The sequence below is a fragment of the Romboutsia faecis genome (assembly GCF_014323405.1).
GTDB lineage: Bacteria > Bacillota > Clostridia > Peptostreptococcales > Peptostreptococcaceae > Romboutsia_E > Romboutsia_E faecis.
The window spans coordinates 47153-67113 of sequence record NZ_JACRWE010000004.1 but is presented as its reverse complement, the minus strand read 5'-3'; the positions used below and the strand labels follow the sequence as shown (position 1 = coordinate 67113).

Genomic DNA, 19961 nt, shown 5'->3' with positions numbered 1-19961 from the left:
TCTCCTTATATCTGATCACAATTCGAAATCAAATATCCTTCTATTGTTATTACTTTTTCCTCTAATAATTTTTTATAAGTATCTTCAAATGTTATCATTCCATTTTTTATTGCTATATTTTTTATTTCTTCAGATTCTTTCATTTCACTTACTGACGATCTTATTTCATCATTAAATTCTAAAATTTCATATATAGCTGTTCTTCCCGAATATCCTTTGTTACATTTATCACATCCAATTGCTACTTTTGTATTGATTTTATTATCACAATCATCAGTTATTATAATATCATGACTACAATGTGGACAAAGTTTTTTGACTAATCTTTGAGATATAACACCTATAAGAGATGCATTTATTAGATATGTAGGAATCTGCATATCAATTAATCTTGCTATCGATGATATAGAATCATTAGTATGCATTGTGCTTATTACTAAGTGTCCAGTTATCGCTGCTCTAATAGCTATTTTAGCTGTTTCTACATCTCTAATTTCACCTATTATTATAATATCGGGATCTTGTCTCAAAATAGAACGTAATCCTTCTTCAAATGTTAGTCCAATTTTTGAATTTACCTGGATTTGATTTACTCCATCCATTTTATATTCAACTGGATTCTCTATTGTCATTATATTTTTACTAGTATTTTGTAGTTCATTTAAAATAGAATATACAGTGGTAGTTTTACCGCTTCCAGTCGGCCCGGTAACTAATAGAATCCCTGATTTTTTATTAATTATATTATCAATTTTTTCTATTGCATTCTTTGAAAATCCTAATTCAGACTTTGTCTTTAAAAATGAATTTCTATTTAAAATTCTTAGTACAATTTTTTCTCTATATATCGTTGGTATAGTAGATACCCTAATATCAATTAAATTATTTTCAACTTCTATATCTACTCTTCCATCTTGAGGTAATCTTTTTTCTGTTATATCCATATATGCCTTTAATTTAATTACTGTTGATAAAGCAGGATATAATTCAATTGAAAGTCTACTAACCTCTCTTAATTCACCATCAACTCTTATTCTAACTATAAAAAAGTTACTAAATGGTTCTATATGTATATCACTAGCTTTAGACTTTATCGCCTTTGATAATATATCATTAAATAAATTTTTTGCGTATTCTTCATTAGATTTTATATGATGTTTATAACATGCATCCATTTTACTTTTAATTACGTCGCCATTTATCTTTTTTAATTCAACATTCATACCTGTTGCTAATCTTAAATCTTGTATAGCATGAATATCCTCATTTTCTATTCCTACTACTAGTTTATTACCCTCAACTTTTATTGGGAATAAATTGTACTTTCTAGCTAATTTTCCAGGAATAATGTTTAATATTCCATCTTCTTGACTTATATACTATCCCTCCCTTATATATCTTAACTTATTTGGTATTTCAATTTTAGGCATATTTATACTATCTTCAACCTTGTGCTCTACTTTCATAGGATAATTCATTATTATATTATCTATATAATTATTCTCCTTACTTATGTATGAATACAACTTATCCGTATCTCCTATAACTTTAATTTCATAGGGTTGTGCTATTGGGGTAGAGTTTATATTTATATGACTTCCCGCTAGAATAATTGCTGAATATTGATTTATTCTTTGACCATTTATACTTATAAATTCACCTCCATTTATTTTTAATTCATTAACTAAATTTATGAGTATTTTATTATAGTCAATAGTATTTGCAATATTCCCTATATCTTCATTTAGTGAATCTATTGTAATAATTATCCCTTTTCCTTTTATATCTGTATAAGATAATACTTCTTTCATATTTTCCATCTTTTTAATTTCATCTATGTCAGTATATTTTTCTCTTAAGATATTTTTCTCTTTGTCTAAATCTACCTTTTCATTTTGAAGTTTTTTAATAGACTTACTCATCATTTTTATTTCTCTTTTATCTATATCATCCTTGCTTATATTCAGTCCTTTAACTGACTTTAAGTCCTTTATCATACTTCCAATTAGTACACCTAAAATAATACTCGCTAGTATTATCAACACATATTTTTTTTTCATACAACCTAACTCCCTATAAATTATTTTTTATGTCAAAAATAAATTTTATTTCTATCATTACTATATTTTATATCTTATACATTCTATTTTATTTTAACCTTATTAAAATATCCATTAATCTTTTCTTTAATTTTTAATAATAAAAGTAAAATAAGTACTATGTAAAAATAATTAACAAACCACTTATTCTTACATAGTACTTATTTATATATTTTATTTATTCAGTTTCATATTTTAAAATCTTTTGTACTAATTCATCTTTTAACTTATTTATTTCATCAAAATACATATTAGGCACATAGTATGCCTCAACTACGTCATGTTTAGATTTAGCTCTCTTCAAATTAGATATAGCATAGTTTATTAATTCATCAAATATATGCTTATCAAAATTTATATCATCTTCATACTTTAATAATTTGTCTTTATCTAAAAATTCAGTTAGGTCAATAACTTCTCTATCACTATATATATTACTTGTAGTTATACCTATTTTTAAATCATTTATTAATATAGTTTCTATCTTATCTGGTATTAACGGATAATGATAGACTTCAACCTTCATTCCTTTTTCTAATGCTTTCTCATATACTTTTCTTAAAAAAGTAGTCCTTCCACAACCAATTTCTCCATTCAAATAATAAACTCTATCAGCTTCACTTAATAAACTATCAGCATAATCAATATGACCAATTGGTGTTATAGCTGTTCCAAATAGATGTCTTGGTCTTTTATATTCTCCTTTATTTTCTATATCTTTAAAAATATTTTCTATGAAATTTTCAGTAAGTTTGTTTACCTTTCCGAAATTCATACAATCTTTATATTTTTCTTCTATATCATAATATATAGGTTCTGCAGCCTTTAGGAACTTATAACATCTGCTAAAGTAACTGCTTATTTCTTTATTACATTCTATTATTTCTTTTTTATTCTTTTCTAACTCCTCTTCATTCCAATATTCACCTAAGTTTACTATTTCATCTATAGCTCCTGGATTTTTAGGGTCTACAATATGCGGTGCAGTTCCATCTAAAAAAACAACACCTAGTTTTTTTATGACAATTGCATCTAGTGAACTTGGATCTGATGGACAATGATGTAGTTCAACATCATAATTATTTTCTATAAATTCTTTTGCTATCTTTTTCATCATTGATGATTTCCCTACTCCTGGACCACCTTTTAAACAAAAAATTCTATTTACATTTTCAGGTATTATATACTCAAATAATGGTTTTGAACCATTTGATGTATTTCCCCCTGGAAATATTTTTCTAACTTTTCCTGACATATAAATACCCCCTAAGATTTCTACTACTTTAAGATATTACTTTTACACATGTTTTGTTACTATGTAATAATTAACAAACATATATAAAATATATCTTTTTTGAAACCTAGGAGATATTTATTTCTATTTTAATTAAGCTGTTTTATCTTGATCTTTTCTATCGTTCTTTTTATTCTTAACTGTAAGTGAATATACAGGTAAACCTACTAATGTTATTAATATTCCTAGTAAAGCATTCTTTGTTTGACTCATAAGAGTACTTGTTACAATGAATATACCTCCTAGTGTAGCCACTATAGGTATTATAGGATATAAAGGTACCTTGTATGGTCTATCCATGTCTGGTCTAGTTTTTCTAAGCTTCATAACCCCTATAAATAACATTGTATAGAATATCCATATTGTAAACATCGCTAAGTCAGATAATAAGTTAAATTGTCCTGTTAAAGAGTATAACACAGATAATCCAACAACCAACCAAGTTCCATTTATAGGAACTCCATTATTATTTAATCTTGAAAATATATTTGAGAAAGGTATTTTACCTTCACAAGCCATTGTATAAGGTACTCTTCCTCCTGTTAGTATAAATCCATTTAAAGTTCCAAATACTGATATTAGTATTCCTACACTTATGATTTTAGCTCCTACACTTCCAAATAACTTACTTGCAACTAAAGTCGCTGGTGCATTTGACATAGCAAGCTCTGATGCTGGTACTACAAATAAATAAGCTACATTTATTAATAAGTATACTGCCATAACAACAGATATACCCCCTACTATAGCTATCGGTAAATGTTTCGATGGATTTTTCATTTCTCCTGCTAATGCCCCAACAAATATCCACCCATCATATGCAAATAAAGTAGCTAAAAGCACCTGAGATATAGCCGATACCATACTTATTCCCTCTCCTACCATAGGAGTCATAATTTCAGATGTAGAATCACCATTCATAAAACCAAATATTATAATAACCGCTAGCGGAGCTAACTTGCATATAGTTGATACGGTTTGTATTCCTCCACCAAACTTTGCTCCTAATGAGTTAAGTAATGCTAAAAATACTATTACTGATATAGCTATAACTATTACAAAAGTTTTATTTTGTATTCCCAATAAAGAAACAACTTCTTGAGCAAATACGATTCCTAATGCTCCAGCTATTGCTGGTATAAATAACATACCTTGTACCCAACCAGTTAAAAATCCTATTTTCTCTCCATAAATTTCTTCCATGTATACCATCATTCCACCTGGTTTAGTTACACTTGCTGATATTTCAGATGCAGTTAAACCTGCAGCAATCGTCATGATTCCTCCGATTACCCATGCTAATATACCTAATCCTGGTCCTCCATTGGTAGCTGTGTATATAGCCTGTGGTTTAAAAAATACTCCCGAGCCTATCAATATTCCAACTACAGTAGAAAGAGCAGCACTAAGTCCAATAGTTTTTCTTAATGTTTGATTATTATTGCTCATACTCTTCTCCTTATTTATAAATTCATATTATTTACTAAAATTATTTCTATGTTTAGACATTTTACCACATATATAATAAAAGTTAAACAGATTATATATATTTTATTTTAATTTTCTGACATTTTCAATTTAAATATTTTTATTTTCAAAACTTCATGGCATATTTTTAATATTCAATATTAAAATGTTACAAACAATAAAGAAAATTTGTTTCACTTGAGTTCAATCAAAGAGACATTTCAAACATATAAAAAAGGTTAAAACTAGAATTTAGTCTAGCCTTAACCTTTAAAGTTATAATATTATATAATTAATCGATCGTTATTTCATAACCAGCTTGATTATATTGATTTACAATTTCATTCCATACATCTTCTACACCAGTTTTCTTTAGTGAAGATATCGGTATTATTTTTTCATCTTTATCCAACTGTAATTTTTTACGTATTATGCTCATATGTTTTTGATATTGACCTCTAGATATCTTATCTGCTTTTGTCGCTATTACTACACAATTATATCCAAAGTGCTTTATCCATTCATACATCATTACATCATCATTAGTAGGTTCATGTCTAATATCTACAAGTAAAAAGATTGCACAAAGCTCTTCTCTATCTTGTAAATATCTTTCCATTATTGTGCCCCATTTTTCTTTTTCTGATTTTGCAATCTTAGCATATCCATACCCTGGAAGGTCAACAAAGTAAAATTCATTATTTATAAGGAAAAAATTTATAGTTCTAGTCTTACCTGGCGTTTGACTAGTTCTAGCAAAGTTTCTTCTATTTAATAAGGTATTTATAGTAGAAGATTTTCCTACATTTGATCTTCCTACTAATGCTATCTCTGGTATTCCTTCTGTTGGATATTGATTTCTATTTACTGCACTAACAACCATCTCTGAGCTTCTAATTTTCATTATTTGTCACCATTCCTTACTAATGCCTCATCTAATACTTGGTCCATGTTTTCAACAAGAACAAATTCCATCTGTTCTTTTATATTTTCAGGTATTTCATCTAAATCAGCTTCACACTCTTTAGGTAGTAATACCTTTTTAATACCAGCTCTATGGGCAGCTAATAATTTTTCTCTTACTCCCCCTACAGCTAAAACTCTACCTCTAAGAGTTATTTCACCCGTCATCGCAACATCATTTCTAACTGGTATCTTAGTTAAAGCAGATATTACTGCAAGTGCCATAGTTATACCAGCTGATGGTCCATCTTTTGGAGTTGCACCTTCTGGTAAGTGGATATGTATATCTTTCTTTTGATAGAAATCTGGATCTATATCAAATTTATCTGCTATAGATCTAATGTAAGATATAGCTGCTTGCGCAGATTCCTTCATTACATCACCTAATTTACCAGTAAGAACAACTTGTCCTTTACCTGGAAGAACATTAACTTCAACCGTAAGTGTAACTCCTCCTACTGAAGTCCATGCTAATCCTGTAACAAGTCCAACTTCTGGCTTAGTACCTGCAAGATCATATCTATACTTATCTTTTCCTAAGTAATCTTCTAAGTTATTTTGATTTACCTCTACAACTTCTAACTCCGGATTTTCAACATACTTCTTAGCTACTTTTCTGCATACTTTTCCTAAAGTTCTTTCTAGAGTTCTAACTCCAGCTTCCCTAGTATAATAATTTATTACATCTCTTATTGTAGATTCGTCCATTTTTACGAAATCTTCTTTTAAAGCATGTTCTTTTATTTGTTTTGGAAGTAAATATCTTTCTGCTATCTTTAACTTTTCTTCTTCTATATATCCAGATACTTCTATTATTTCCATTCTATCTAATAAAGGCCCTGGTATTGTACTTAAACTATTTGCAGTAGTTACAAATAATATTTTTGATAAATCAAAAGGTATTTCTAAATAGTGATCTACGAAAGTTTTATTTTGCTCTGGATCTAATACTTCTAGCATAGCAGATGCTGGATCACCTTTATAGTCAGATGCCATCTTGTCTATTTCATCTAATAAGAATACTGGATTTTTAGTTTGAGCTTCTTTTAATCCATTTATTATTCTACCTGGTATAGATCCAACATAAGTTCTTCTATGACCTCTTATTTCAGCTTCATCTCTAACTCCACCTAAAGATATTCTTACGAAATTTCTACCTAAAGATTCTGCTATAGATTTTGCGATAGAAGTTTTACCTACACCTGGAGGTCCTACTAAACATATTATAGGTCCTTTCATTGACTTTGACAATTTTCTTATCGCTAAGTACTCTAGTATTCTTTCCTTAACCTTTTCTAGACCATAATGATCTTTATCTAAAATTTCTTTAGCCTTAGCTATATCTAACTTGTCTCTAGTTTCCTTATTCCAAGGTAAAGAGAACACTGTATCTAAATATCCTCTGCTTACAGATAAGTCTGGAGACATCGGAGATATTTTTGAAAACTTATCTATTTCTTTAGCTATTTTTTCTTTTGTCTCCTTTGGAGCTTTTATTTTCTTTAATTTTTCTCTATATTCATCAGCTTCAGAATTTATATCTTCTTCTTCGCCTAATTCCTTTTGTATAGCTCTTAATTGTTCTTTAAGATAATACTCTTTCTGAACCTTATTCATTTGTTTTTTTACTCTTAGAGTTATTTTCTTCTCAATTTTTAATATATCTATCTCTTCTAGTAATATTGTATATACTAGTTCTAATCTTTTCTTAATATCAAATTCTTCTAATACATCTTGTTTCTGATTTGTTTTTAAATATACATTTGAAGCTACTGTATCTATAAATCTATCTACATTCTCTGTTTCAGATAAAGATATTAGTATTTCTGGCGATACTCTATTTCCAATATTTATGTACTCTTCAAATGCATCAAATACGTTTCTTACAAGTGCTTCTACTTCTTTATCATTCTCTGCATTTTCATGATCATAAACAATTTCTTCTATTGTAGCTTTAAAGAATCCTGATTCTTGATTTAATTCCTTTACTCTACCTCTTGATATACCTTCTACTAATACACGAACTGTATCCCCAGGTAACTTTATCATTTGCTTTACTTTACATATAGTTCCAACATGATAAAAATCATCTTCTGTAGGTTCATCTGTCTCAGCTTCTTTCTGAGATGTTAAGAATACTAATTCATCTCCTAGCATTGCATCATCTAATGCTTTTAAAGATATTTCTCTACCTACATCGAAATTTAATATCATATATGGAAAAATTGCTAATCCTCTAAGAGGAATTAACGGTAATTCACGATCTATCTTAGTATAATTCTCTTCCACTGTTATCACTCCTTAAAGTGCTGTATTTTGTTGCTTTTTATATTATATATTTACAAAACCGAATTTTCAATATTAATACTTTTGCTAATGAATATTTTAACTTTATTTTATTATTATGTAATAATATAATATTAATACTATTTGTATGAATATTAATTAAATATCTCCTTATTTAATTATAACACATTAATATACTATATTATTTTACCTAAAAGCTTTAATTTAAAACATTATTTATTTTAAATTAAAAAATCATTTTGGGCAACTTATTTATAAATTTTTCAACTAAATATTTAATCATATAATCATTTCAATTTAAAAAGGAGCTTTAAAAGCTCCTTCTTGCTAATTATGCACTTTCTTCTTGATCTTTAAGTATCATAATAGGATTTGATTTTCCTTCTACTGATTCCTTCGTTACTAATACTTTTTTAATGTCAGTTCTTGATGGAACTTCATACATACTTTCCATCATAACACTTTCAACTATACTTCTTAGACCTCTTGCTCCTGTATTTCTTTCTATAGCTTTTTTAGCTATAGCACGAAGAGCGTCATCTTCAAATTCTAGTTCAACATCATCTAATTCTAGTAATTTCTTATATTGTTTTACAAGAGCATTCTTAGGCTTTTGTAATATACTCATTAAAGCATCTTCATCTAATAAATCAAGTGTTGCTACAACTGGTATTCTTCCTATAAATTCTGGTATTATACCAAACTTTAATAAATCTTCTGGAAGAACCTTAGAGTATACTTTACCTAAGTCTACTTCTTTCTTACTTTCAATCTTAGCTCCAAATCCTAGAGTTTTTTCTGTTCCACGTCTTTGAATTATTTTTTCAATACCATCAAACGCTCCACCTAATATAAATAGTACATTTGTAGTATCTATTTTTAAGAATTCTTGATGTGGATGTTTTCTTCCACCTTGTGGTGGAACATTAGCAACAGTTCCTTCTAATATTTTTAAAAGTGCTTGTTGAACACCTTCTCCACTAACATCTCTAGTTATAGATGGATTTTCAGATTTTCTAGCTATCTTATCTATCTCATCTATATATATAATACCTCTTTCAGCCTTTTCCATATCAAAATCAGCCGCTTGAATAAGCTTTAAAAGTATGTTTTCAACATCTTCACCAACATATCCAGCTTCTGTTAATGATGTAGCATCAGCCATTGCAAATGGTACATTTAAAGTTTTAGCTAAAGTTTGAGCTAATAAAGTTTTCCCTGAACCAGTTGGACCTAGTAAAAGTATATTACTCTTTTGTATTTCTACATCTTTGCTAGTAGCCTTTTTGCTATATATTCTTTTATAATGATTGTAAACAGCAACTGATAAAGCTTTTTTAGCTCTTTCTTGACCTATTACATAATCATTTAATATTTCCATCATTTCTTTTGGCTTTGGTAGAGATGTTGTATCCTCATCAATAGTCTCTTCTATCTCTTCTTGAATAATCTCATCACAAAGTTCAACACATTCATCACAAATGTATACATTTGGACCTGCGATTAATCTTCTTACTTGATCTTGGCTCTTGCCACAGAATGAACATTTTAACTGTCTTTTATCTTCGTATTTAGACATATTAAGCACCTCTTTTCATCTACGGTCTTTTTGCTTTTGTAATTACTTCATCAATTAGACCATACTCTTTAGCTTCATCTGCACTCATAAAGTTATCACGTTCAGTATCCATTTGAACTTTTTCTAATGGCTGACCTGTTCTTTCAGCAAGTATTTTGTTTAATTTATCTTTGATTTTTAGTATCCATTTAGCATGAATCTCTATATCAGTTGCTTGACCTTTTGCCCCACCTAAAGGTTGATGTATCATTATCTCACTATTTGGTAAAGCAAATCTCTTGCCTTCAGCTCCTGCGTTTAATAAGAATGCACCCATTGAAGCTGCTAATCCTATACATATTGTACTTACATCTGGCTTTATGTATTGCATAGTATCATAAATAGCCATACCTGCTGTTACACTTCCGCCTGGTGAATTTATATATAAATGTATATCTTTATCTGGGTCTTCAGCTTCTAAAAATAATAGCTGAGCAACTACAAGCCCTGCTGTAGTATCATTTACTTCATCTCCTAGGAATATTATTCTATCTTTTAATAATCTAGAATATATATCGTATGCTCTTTCTCCTCTTCCTGTCTGTTCTACGACTGTAGGTACTAACGCCATATATTATACCCCCTCTATCTCTTCTATATTCTATATATAATTTACAGTAGCCTAACGGCTACTGTAAAAAATTAAGCTATAAAATTAAGCTATATTTGCATTTTCAACTAAGAAATCTATAGTTTTTCTTATCTTTAATTGACCTTTTATGTCTTCTAAGTCAGCATCTCTTAAAGAAGCTTTTAATTTTTCAACTTCCATGTTATACATAGAAGCCATTTTTTCTAATTCTGCAGTTAATTCTTCTTCAGTAGCATCTATACCTTCAGCTTTAGCTATAGCTTCTAATACTAATGATGACTTAACTAATCTTTCAGCGTCAGCTCTTCTTTCATTTCTTAATTCTTCTATACTTCTACCAGTCATTTCTAATAATTGTTGTAAGTTTAATCCTTGGTATTGTAATTGGTAATTAAGTTCCATTATCATATTGTCTATTTGATGTTCTACCATAGCATTTGGTACTTCAACTTCTGTGTTTTCAGCTACTTTTTCTACTATAGAGTTTCTCATTTCAGCTTCTGCTCTATTTTTAGTTTCTTCTTCTGCTTTTACTCTAACGTCAGCTCTTAACTCAGCTAAAGTGTCAAATTCAGTTGTATCTTTAGCAAACTCATCATCTAAAGCTGGTAATTCTTTAACTTTTACATCATTTATCTTTACATTGAATACAACTGGCTTTCCAGCTAAGTTTTCAGCATGATATTGTTCTGGGAAAGTAACATTAACTTCAACTTCTTCTCCAACTTTTTTACCTACTAATTGGTCTTCAAATCCTGGTATAAAAGAGTTTGAACCTATAACTAAGTTATGATTTTCACCTTTTCCACCTTCGAAAGCAACACCGTTGTCAAATCCTTCGAAGTCTATAACAGCAGTATCTCCACTTTCTATAGCTTTATCTTCAACGCTAACTAATCTAGCATTTTTGTTAACCATTTCTTGAAGTCTTAATTCTACTTCTTCTTCACTTACAGTATTATCAACTTTAGATATTTCTATTCCTTTGTAAGCACCTAATTCAAACTCTGGCTTAACTTCAACTTCAACAACCATAACTAAACCGTTATCTTTGCTTATTTCTTGAACATCTAATGACGGTCTATCTATTGGATCTATATTTAATTGATCTATAGCTTGTGGGTAAACCTCTGGTAATACTATATCTATAGCATCATTGTAGAATACTTCTTTCCCATATTGAGCTTCTATTATTTTTCTTGGAGCTTTCCCTTTTCTAAATCCTTGTATGTTGAATTTACCTTTATTTTTATTGTAAGCTTTAGTAACTGCTGATTCAAATTTATCGTTATCTACAGTTAAATTAAAAGTTACTTTATTGCCTTCTTTTTTTATTAATTCTGCTTTCATTAACTTTTTCCTCCTAAAATGTATGTAATGATTTGTAATTAAATTATACTTATTGTTTAACTCTTTAATTATATCACATAAGTTTTTTTATTTACAAGTATTTACAAGCCTTCCCTTTATTGTGAAGGCTCATTTCCAAATTATATTATTACTTCTTCTAAATTAATTCTATTATCCTGTATATCCATAATAACAAATCTTCTTGAAGACCCTCCTCTAGGCAGAGACATGCTACCTGGATTTAAATATAAAATTCCATCTCTTTCAATACACAAAGGAATATGAGTATGGCCAAAAATAACTATGTCTGCACATATATATTTAGCTTTTTCCTCTATTTCCATTAAACCATAGTTAACCCCGTAGTTATCACCATGGCATACAAAAATAGTTTTTCCTTCTACTTCAAAAGCTAACTCATCTTCTACATCTTCAAAATCACAATTTCCTTTTACAGCTATAATGTCTGTATTTGTCATTTTATGTATATATTTCGAATCTGAAAAATTATCTCCTGCATGTATTATTAAATCACATTCTTTCAAATACGGTATTGATTTATTCATAAAATTTTCCATTCTATGAGTATCACTAACTATACCTATCCTCATTATCTCACTACCCTTTTTGAAAACTCCTTCTTCATTATCTCTAAAGCATTAGCTCTATGACTTATAGCATTCTTTATTGATGATGGAATTTCAGCAAATGTCTTATTATACTTATTAACTATAAATAAGTTGTCATATCCAAAACCATTGCTTCCCTTTTCTTCAAATGCTATAGATCCCTCACAAGTTCCTCTTACTACAAACTCTTTTCCATCAGGGAATACAACTGCTACAGCGGATACAAATCTTGCACTTCTTTTGCTAGCAGGAACGCTCTTCATCATTTTTAATAACTTTTCTCTATTTTCTGCATCAGTAGCATTTTCACCTGCAAATCTTGCTGAGTATACTCCAGGTTTTTTACCTATCGCATCCACTTCTAAACCTGAATCATCAGATATTGCTATCATATTAGTTTTCTTAGCTATCACTCTTGCTTTTATAAGTGCATTGTGCTCAAATGTTTTTCCATCTTCTATAATTTCAATTCCATCTAAGTCTACATCTTTTAAAGAATGTATATTATAATCAAAGTCCTCTAATATAGCTCCGATTTCCTCTAATTTATGAGCATTATTAGTAGCAATTACCACGTCATCACCATACTCCATACCTAATATTTCATCAGCTATTTCTCCAAGAACTTCTCTTTGTTTCTTTATTAATTCTTTATTCCCTTTTTCACCTAATTCTAATAAAGAGTTTAAATCATTTCTAGAGAATGGTCTTTCTTCCCCAGTACCTTGTATTTCTACAAATTCTCCTGTATTAGTCATGATTATATTCATATCTACTTGTGCTGTTGAATCTTCTTCATAGCATAAGTCTATCATATGTTTTTGATCAACTATACCCACACTTATAGCAGATACAAAATTTCTTATTGGCATTTTCTTTATTGCTTTTGATTTATATAGTTTATAGATTGCGTCTACTACCGCTACAAAGGCACCAGTTATCGAAGCAGTTCTAGTCCCTCCATCAGCTTGTATAACATCACAATCTATCCAAATTGTTCTTTCACCTATTTTATCTAAATCTATAACTGATCTTATCGCTCTTCCTATTAATCTTTGTATTTCTTGAGTTCTTCCATCTACTTTACCTCTAGAAGCATCTCTTATTTTTCTTTGTTGTGTAGATCTAGGTAACATAGAATACTCAGCATTTATCCATCCTGTACCTGTATTTCTTAAAAATGGTGGTACCTTATCTTCAACTGAAGCAGTACATATAACCTTAGTTTCTCCCATTTCTATAAGTACAGACCCTTCTGCATATCTAGTATAATTTCTAGTTATCTTTACGTCTCTTATTTGATCATATTTTCTATTATCAATTCTAGTCATTTTTTACCTCTCTTAAATCTATCTTCTTAGTTTTATTTCTAAAAGACAGTACAGTTTCTGTCTAAGATTCTAGCTGAGAATTTTAATACTTTATTTAATAATTCTAGCACTCTTTACATTAATTTACTACACATAATAAAATCGATGAATTGACTTTATTTTTAATGTTACAAATTGTATATTCTTATTCAATTATTATTTTCTAAATTTGTAAGTGTTATACAATTTCAATATTATCAAAGTTAAATTTATCTATGCTGTAATATTCCCTATTATTTTATCATATTCTTAAATTCTTCTTCATCTATTATTGTTATTCCTAGTGTTTCAGCTTTAGTTAACTTGCTTCCAGCTTCTTCTCCAGCTAAAACATAACTTGTTTTTTTAGACACACTTCCCGAAACCTTTCCTCCAAGTGACTGAATTAATGATGATGCTTCATCTCTTTTCATTGTAGGTAATGTTCCTGTTATTACAAATGTCATTCCTTCAAATCTACTATCATCCGATTTTGTTTCAGATGATTTTGAAATTACATTTACACCATATTCTTTTAATTTCGATATTATAGTATGATATTTTTCACTCCTAAAGTACTTTATTATATCATTTACCATTGTATCTCCAAAATCAGGTAAGTTTATTAGTTGATCATAATTTGCATTTGCAACTTCATCCATATCAGCAAAATTTTCAGCTAATACTTTTGCTGATTGCTTACCTACATTTTTTATTCCAAGACCTGTAATTAATTTATCTATGTTATTGTTTTTTGACTCATTTATTGCATTAAGAAGATTATTTACAGACTTTTCTCTACCAATAACATTCTTCTCTAATATTTCATCTTTATAATTTTCTAATTGATATATATCTCCTATATCTTTTATATATCCTTCAGACATAAGAGCCTCTACCTTACTTTTACCAAATCCAACTATATTCATCGCATCCTTTGAAACAAAATAAGATATACTTCTAGTTGCTTGAGCATCACACTCTGAATTTATACATCTAGTATCTGCTCCATTTTCATCTCTAACAGTTGCCTCCCCACATATAGGGCATATATTTGGTATTACATATGGTTTAGAATCAGCAGGTCTTTTTTCAGGAATACTTTTTATAACCTCAGGAATTATATCTCCTGCTTTTTGAACAATTACAGTGTCACCTATTCTTACATCTTTTTCATTTATTACATCTTGATTATGTAAAGTGGCTTTAGATACTGTAGTTCCAGCTAATCTAACAGGTTCTAATATAGCCAATGGAGTCAGTCTCCCAGTACGACCTACTTGTATTATTATATCTTTTACTATAGTTTCTTTTTGTTCTGGTGGATATTTGTATGCAACTGCCCATCTTGGAACTTTACTTGTCATTCCAAGTTTTTTTCTATCCTCTAAATTATCTACTTTTACAACAGCTCCATCTATAGCATATTGTAAATTCCATCTTTCATTTCCTACCTTAGATATATAATCCCATACCTCATCTGCAGTTTCACATACTGTAAAATCTGGGCTTACTTTAAATCCTTGATTTTTAAGCCACTCCAATGTTTCCGAGTGTGAAGTAAATTCCTTACCTTCTGATATTTCAAGGTTAAATACAAATATATCAAGATTTCTATCTCTAACTATTGATGGATCTAATTGTCTCAATGTTCCTGCAGCAAGATTTCTAGGGTTTTGATATTTCTTCCCTCCTATTTCTTCTTGCTTTTTATTAGCTTTTTCAAAAGCTTTATTTGATATGTATACTTCTCCACGTACTTCTAAGTATGGTAACTTAGATGGTATTATCTTTGGTATATTCTTTATTTCAAGTAAATTTTCATATACTGATTCACCAATTACACCATCCCCTCTTGTTATACCCTCTGTAAGTTCTCCATTGTGATATCTTAGTACAACTGAAAGTCCATCTATTTTCTTTTCTACAACAAACTTAGGCTTATTTAGCTCTACTATCATCTTATTTACATATTCATAAACTTCTTCTTTTCCAAATACATCTTGTAAACTTATTACAGGTACATCATGTTCTACTTTTCTTAGCTCTCTTTTTACTGTTCCTCCTACCTTTTTAGTAGGTGAATCCTCCATACTAAATTCTGGGTATTCAGCTTCTAATTTTCTTAGTTCAACTGACAATTTATCATATTCATAATCTGAAATTTCAGGTGAATCTTCATTGTAATATTTATTATTATGATATTCTATCTCTTTTCGTAATTCTTCTATTCTAGATTTAACGTCCATAACTATATCCTCCTAGCTAAGTCAAAATTATTTATTATTAGTATTATATATTTTTCAAACTTTCTAATTAAATTTTACATTTTTTAGTATAACACTAAACTTAACTTTTCTAATAATTTATATTAAAAAGTCCTCTAAATTTTATAGAGGACTTTTTAATATGTTAACTAAACACATAATATTTAAATATATCTATTTAGTTAACATTATTTTATACAATTTTATATACTTTAAACCTATATATAGTATTATATTTATATGATTCTATTATTTATGACTTAACTCTTTACCTAAGGATAATGCTTTTCGTTCTTCAACTAAATTGTATAATAACTTATTTAATGTCCAGTCCAAAGTCGTCTCAGTTACCATAGCTGTAAGCGGTCTATTTATTCTCATTTTCTTTAAACTCTCTAAAAATGAATTTATTTTTACATTAGGTATATTATTAAACACTACAGCTTTGTTTGAAATACCATCTTCACAATCTGAATATATATTATTTTCTAGTGCATCTTTAATTAATGTATTTCCATTACTCTTATCTAAAAAAATACAATCCCTAACTCCAATAAAACCACAAATATTTTTTATTAAAGCCCCTTCTTTCTTGTTAAAATTAACTACCATAACACATGCTCTATTGTGTATATTTTCATTATTAATATCATTTATCTTAGTAAATGTCATATCTATCACTCCTTATATCTATATACTTTAGATATTACCACAATAATAGACTTTTAAAACCTAGTTACTAATTCTATTTTGAGGCAGCTAACCTTCTCTTATTCTTTATAGAAAGGTCTATGTCGTCTTCTTTAACTATTTTAAAAGCTTTCGTAGGACAGACTTTAACGCAGGCAGGGCCATCTTCTACTTCTCTACATAAATCACATTTATTTGCTACCATATATTCTTTAAACAACAATTTATCCTCATGAATTTCATCTAAAGGAGATATATCTATAGCTCCAAATGGACAGGCTATCATACAAGTCTTACACCCTATACATTTAGATTGATTTACTAGTATCGAATTATCCAATCTTTCAATAGCATCATTAGGGCATGCCTTTGCACATGGTGCGTCTTCACAGTGTCTACATTGAATTGGTGCACTAATAGTCTCTGTCTTTATAACCTCTAATTTTGGATTAAAATTTATATCACTATGATTCTTATAAAATAAATCTTCACCATTATGAGCAACTACACAAGCTATCATACATGTTCTACATCCTATACATTTGTCTGGATTAGCTATAACAAAATAATTCATTTATTTAGCCACTTCCTTTCCAACACAATACTCTGTGTGTAACAAATGATGAGATACACTTCCTAATGGTTCTATTAAAAAGTCCTTATAAATTTTTTCTATCTCCGGATTTTCATGAGATTTTCTCAATGGTAAATTTTTATCATGTTTATAAGTTGATTTAATTCTATTTTTATATGCAATATCTCTATATTCTTCTAATAATAACTTTGGTTGACCTCCACCACTAACACATCCAACTGGACATGTCATAACTTCTATAAAATCTAAATCTAACTTTCCAGACTTTAGGTCCTCTAATACTGGTACAATATTTTTAAGGCCAGTTACTACTCCAACTCTTAAATTCAAATCACCTATTTTTATAATGGAAGTTCTAAAACCTTCATTACCTCTTACATCTATTATATCTATGATTGGTATGTTTTCTTTCGTTATAAGTTCATACCCTGTTCTTAGAGCTGCTTCCATGACTCCACCTGTTACACCGAATATTGTTCCTGCACCACTATAAGTACCAAGAGGTGATTCAAATTTTTCTTCATTTAAATTATTAAAATCTATCCCCATATCTTTTATTAAATAAGCTAGCTCTCTTGTAGTTAGAACTGCATCTACATCTCTATATCCACTTGAATCCATCTCTGGTCTATCACACTCATACTTTTTACAAGTACAAGGCATTATAGCTACACTATAAATAGTAGATGCATCTATGTTATTTATTTGAGCTCCATAAGTCTTAAATATTGCTCCTCCCATTTGTTGAGGAGACTTGCAAGAAGATAAATGATCAGTTAACTCAGGATAGTTATTTTCCATAAATTTAACCCATGCTGGACAACAGGAAGTAAACATAGGTAATGTTCCACCCTCTGTAATTCTCTTTATCAACTCAGTTCCTTCTTCCATAATCGTCAAATCAGCTGGAAAATTTGTATCATAAACTCTATCAAAATTAAGTTTCTTTAAAGCTGCTGCCATTTTACCTGGTGTTAAAGTTCCTAATTCAAGACCAAATTCTTCTCCTATTGCTACCCTAACTGCAGGAGCACACTGAACCATCGTAAACTTACTTTTATCTTTTAACGCAGTTTTAACTTTTTCTATTTCACATACGTTATATGCAGCAAATACAGGTTCTTTTATTGTATCTGGTAAATTTCTTTCTTTTCTTTTTTCTTCTACAAATTCAAATCCTTTATCAACTATTGATGCATATGATTTACAAATTTGAACACACTGTCCACACATTATACATTTATCTGAGTTAATTTCCTGAGCTTTTCCATATTCACCTTCAATAGCATATGTCGGACAGACTTTTACACATTCCTGACATCCCGTACATAAATCTTTATCTATGTTTATTATCATAATTCTCTCCTCCTCTCTTATTTATTAGTCATCAATAATCCAAGTACAGCTTTTTTATTTTTATTTCTCTTATCCTCAATAGGTGTAATTAACTTTAAAGCTTTATTAGGACAAGCATCAATACAAGCTATCTTTTCGTCATTTTTGCATAAATCACATTTGTATGCTATCTTATTGCTCTCATCTATTACCCTTTGTTCAACTTCTTTTCCATCTTTATATTGTGGAAGCAAATCTATTGCTCCAAATGGACACGCTAACAGGCAAGTTTTACATCCTATACACTTATCGTTATCAACAATCATCGCACCATCTTCTCTTGATATAGCACTTACTGGACATGTATTTAAACATGGAGCATCTTCACAATGTCTGCACTGTATTGGCATACATAAATTATCTTCTTTTACTAAATATAGCCTCGGAATTACAGGAACTTCTACTGTTCCAACAGTATAACCAACATTGTTTTCTTTATTATGACTTGTAAAGCATGCAACTTCACATGATCTACATCCAGTACATTTACTTGACTCTGCTATTACAAATGAACCTAATTTATTCTTCATATTCCCCCACCTTTCTTCTTTTCTTATCTAATTAGCTTAAACTTTAATCCTATATGAATGTGTATATATACTCATTCTTTTTCCTCTTACAAATCCGATAAGAGTTATATTTGATTTCTTAGCTAATTCTATTGATAAATTCGTTGGTGCTGATTTTGATATAACTATAGGAATTTCAGCTCTAGCAACTTTTGAAAGCATATCAAATGATATCCTCCCACTCACAACAATTGCCTTATTATCTAAAGGTATACTCTTTAATATACAATGCCCAATGGCTTTATCCATAGCATTATGCCTTGCCACATCTTCACAAACAACAATTTCTTTATTATTTTCAAAAATGGCAACACTATGAGTACCTCCAGTTTCTTTAAATAATCTTGAATAGTTTAAATTAACTTTCATAATTTCATATATGGTATCTACATATATACTTGTATTACTTTCTATATAATTATATTTTAAGCTATTTAGTTCGTTTAACATAAAATCTTCCATATCATCGTTATCGTATACCTGTTTTATATTTACATTAGAAACTCTATTTTTTTTATCAATTTCAAGACTTATAATATCTTCAATTTTTCTTATATGTCCCTTACTCAATAAAAATCCTATGACTAATTCTTCTAATTTAGATGGGGTACATAAAAATGTATTTATCTCCCTTCCATTCAAAACAAGGGTAAAGGGATATTCTGCTATCACATTATCCTCAGTACAGTTGTAACTAAACTCATCTAACTTTATTATTGGAACTTCAAAGGTTTTTCCATATATACCATCGTTCATATCTACTGTTTCCATATCAGA

At 29.2% G+C, this 19961-nt stretch carries 17 protein-coding genes; all 17 read right to left on the bottom strand.

Features of this window, described 5'->3' with window-relative positions:
* Positions 1-5: 5 nt before the first annotated feature.
* Positions 6-1376, bottom strand: a complete 1371-nt coding sequence (locus H8923_RS09515; RefSeq protein WP_408639063.1) for a GspE/PulE family protein — start codon at positions 1374-1376, stop codon at positions 6-8.
* A 3-nt stretch (positions 1377-1379) separates the two neighbouring features.
* Complete coding sequence (locus H8923_RS09510) at positions 1380-2060, bottom strand: DUF881 domain-containing protein (protein ID WP_153972262.1); 681 nt, start codon at positions 2058-2060, stop codon at positions 1380-1382.
* Between the two features lie 217 nt (positions 2061-2277).
* Positions 2278-3354 carry an ATP-binding protein gene (locus tag H8923_RS09505; protein ID WP_153972263.1) on the bottom strand — a complete coding sequence of 359 codons (1077 nt, stop codon included), beginning with the start codon at positions 3352-3354 and terminating at the stop codon, positions 2278-2280.
* Positions 3355-3486: 132 nt separating this feature from the next.
* Positions 3487-4842 carry an APC family permease gene (locus H8923_RS09500; protein WP_153972264.1) on the bottom strand — a complete coding sequence of 452 codons (1356 nt, stop codon included), beginning with the start codon at positions 4840-4842 and terminating at the stop codon, positions 3487-3489.
* 310 nt (positions 4843-5152) lie between these two features.
* Positions 5153-5764, bottom strand: a complete 612-nt coding sequence (gene yihA, locus H8923_RS09495; protein ID WP_153972265.1) for a ribosome biogenesis GTP-binding protein YihA/YsxC — start codon at positions 5762-5764, stop codon at positions 5153-5155.
* A complete protein-coding gene (lon, locus tag H8923_RS09490; RefSeq protein WP_187127905.1) occupies positions 5764-8112 on the bottom strand; it encodes an endopeptidase La in 2349 nt (782 codons plus the stop codon). Before lon ends, yihA begins: the two co-directional genes overlap by 1 nt.
* Positions 8113-8461: 349 nt before the next feature.
* Positions 8462-9709, bottom strand: a complete 1248-nt coding sequence (gene clpX, locus H8923_RS09485) for an ATP-dependent Clp protease ATP-binding subunit ClpX (RefSeq protein ID WP_153972266.1) — start codon at positions 9707-9709, stop codon at positions 8462-8464.
* Between the two features lie 19 nt (positions 9710-9728).
* Positions 9729-10319 carry an ATP-dependent Clp endopeptidase proteolytic subunit ClpP gene (gene clpP, locus H8923_RS09480; RefSeq protein WP_153972267.1) on the bottom strand — a complete coding sequence of 197 codons (591 nt, stop codon included), beginning with the start codon at positions 10317-10319 and terminating at the stop codon, positions 9729-9731.
* Positions 10320-10403: 84 nt separating this feature from the next.
* Positions 10404-11690 (bottom strand): trigger factor, encoded by a 1287-nt coding sequence (gene tig, locus H8923_RS09475; RefSeq protein ID WP_153972268.1) that lies wholly within the window; start codon positions 11688-11690, stop codon positions 10404-10406.
* Positions 11691-11830: 140 nt separating this feature from the next.
* A complete protein-coding gene (locus H8923_RS09470; RefSeq protein WP_153972269.1) occupies positions 11831-12301 on the bottom strand; it encodes a metallophosphoesterase family protein in 471 nt (156 codons plus the stop codon).
* Entirely contained in the window at positions 12301-13650 is a 1350-nt protein-coding gene (gene rph, locus H8923_RS09465; RefSeq protein ID WP_153972270.1) for a ribonuclease PH, read from the bottom strand. Before rph ends, H8923_RS09470 begins: the two co-directional genes overlap by 1 nt.
* Positions 13651-13922: 272 nt before the next feature.
* Positions 13923-15917, bottom strand: a complete 1995-nt coding sequence (gene ligA, locus H8923_RS09460; RefSeq protein WP_153972271.1) for an NAD-dependent DNA ligase LigA — start codon at positions 15915-15917, stop codon at positions 13923-13925.
* A 267-nt stretch (positions 15918-16184) separates the two neighbouring features.
* Positions 16185-16607 (bottom strand): DUF3783 domain-containing protein, encoded by a 423-nt coding sequence (locus tag H8923_RS09455; protein WP_153972272.1) that lies wholly within the window; start codon positions 16605-16607, stop codon positions 16185-16187.
* A 73-nt stretch (positions 16608-16680) separates the two neighbouring features.
* Positions 16681-17199, bottom strand: a complete 519-nt coding sequence (locus H8923_RS09450; protein ID WP_153972273.1) for a 4Fe-4S dicluster domain-containing protein — start codon at positions 17197-17199, stop codon at positions 16681-16683.
* A complete protein-coding gene (locus H8923_RS09445; RefSeq protein ID WP_153972274.1) occupies positions 17200-18576 on the bottom strand; it encodes a [FeFe] hydrogenase, group A in 1377 nt (458 codons plus the stop codon).
* Positions 18577-18593: 17 nt separating this feature from the next.
* Positions 18594-19145, bottom strand: coding sequence for a 4Fe-4S dicluster domain-containing protein (locus H8923_RS09440; protein ID WP_153972275.1), 552 nt, complete (start codon positions 19143-19145; stop codon positions 18594-18596).
* Between the two features lie 36 nt (positions 19146-19181).
* Positions 19182-19955, bottom strand: coding sequence for a formate dehydrogenase accessory sulfurtransferase FdhD (gene fdhD, locus H8923_RS09435; RefSeq protein ID WP_243139967.1), 774 nt, complete (start codon positions 19953-19955; stop codon positions 19182-19184).
* Between the last annotated feature and the right edge of the window lie 6 nt (positions 19956-19961).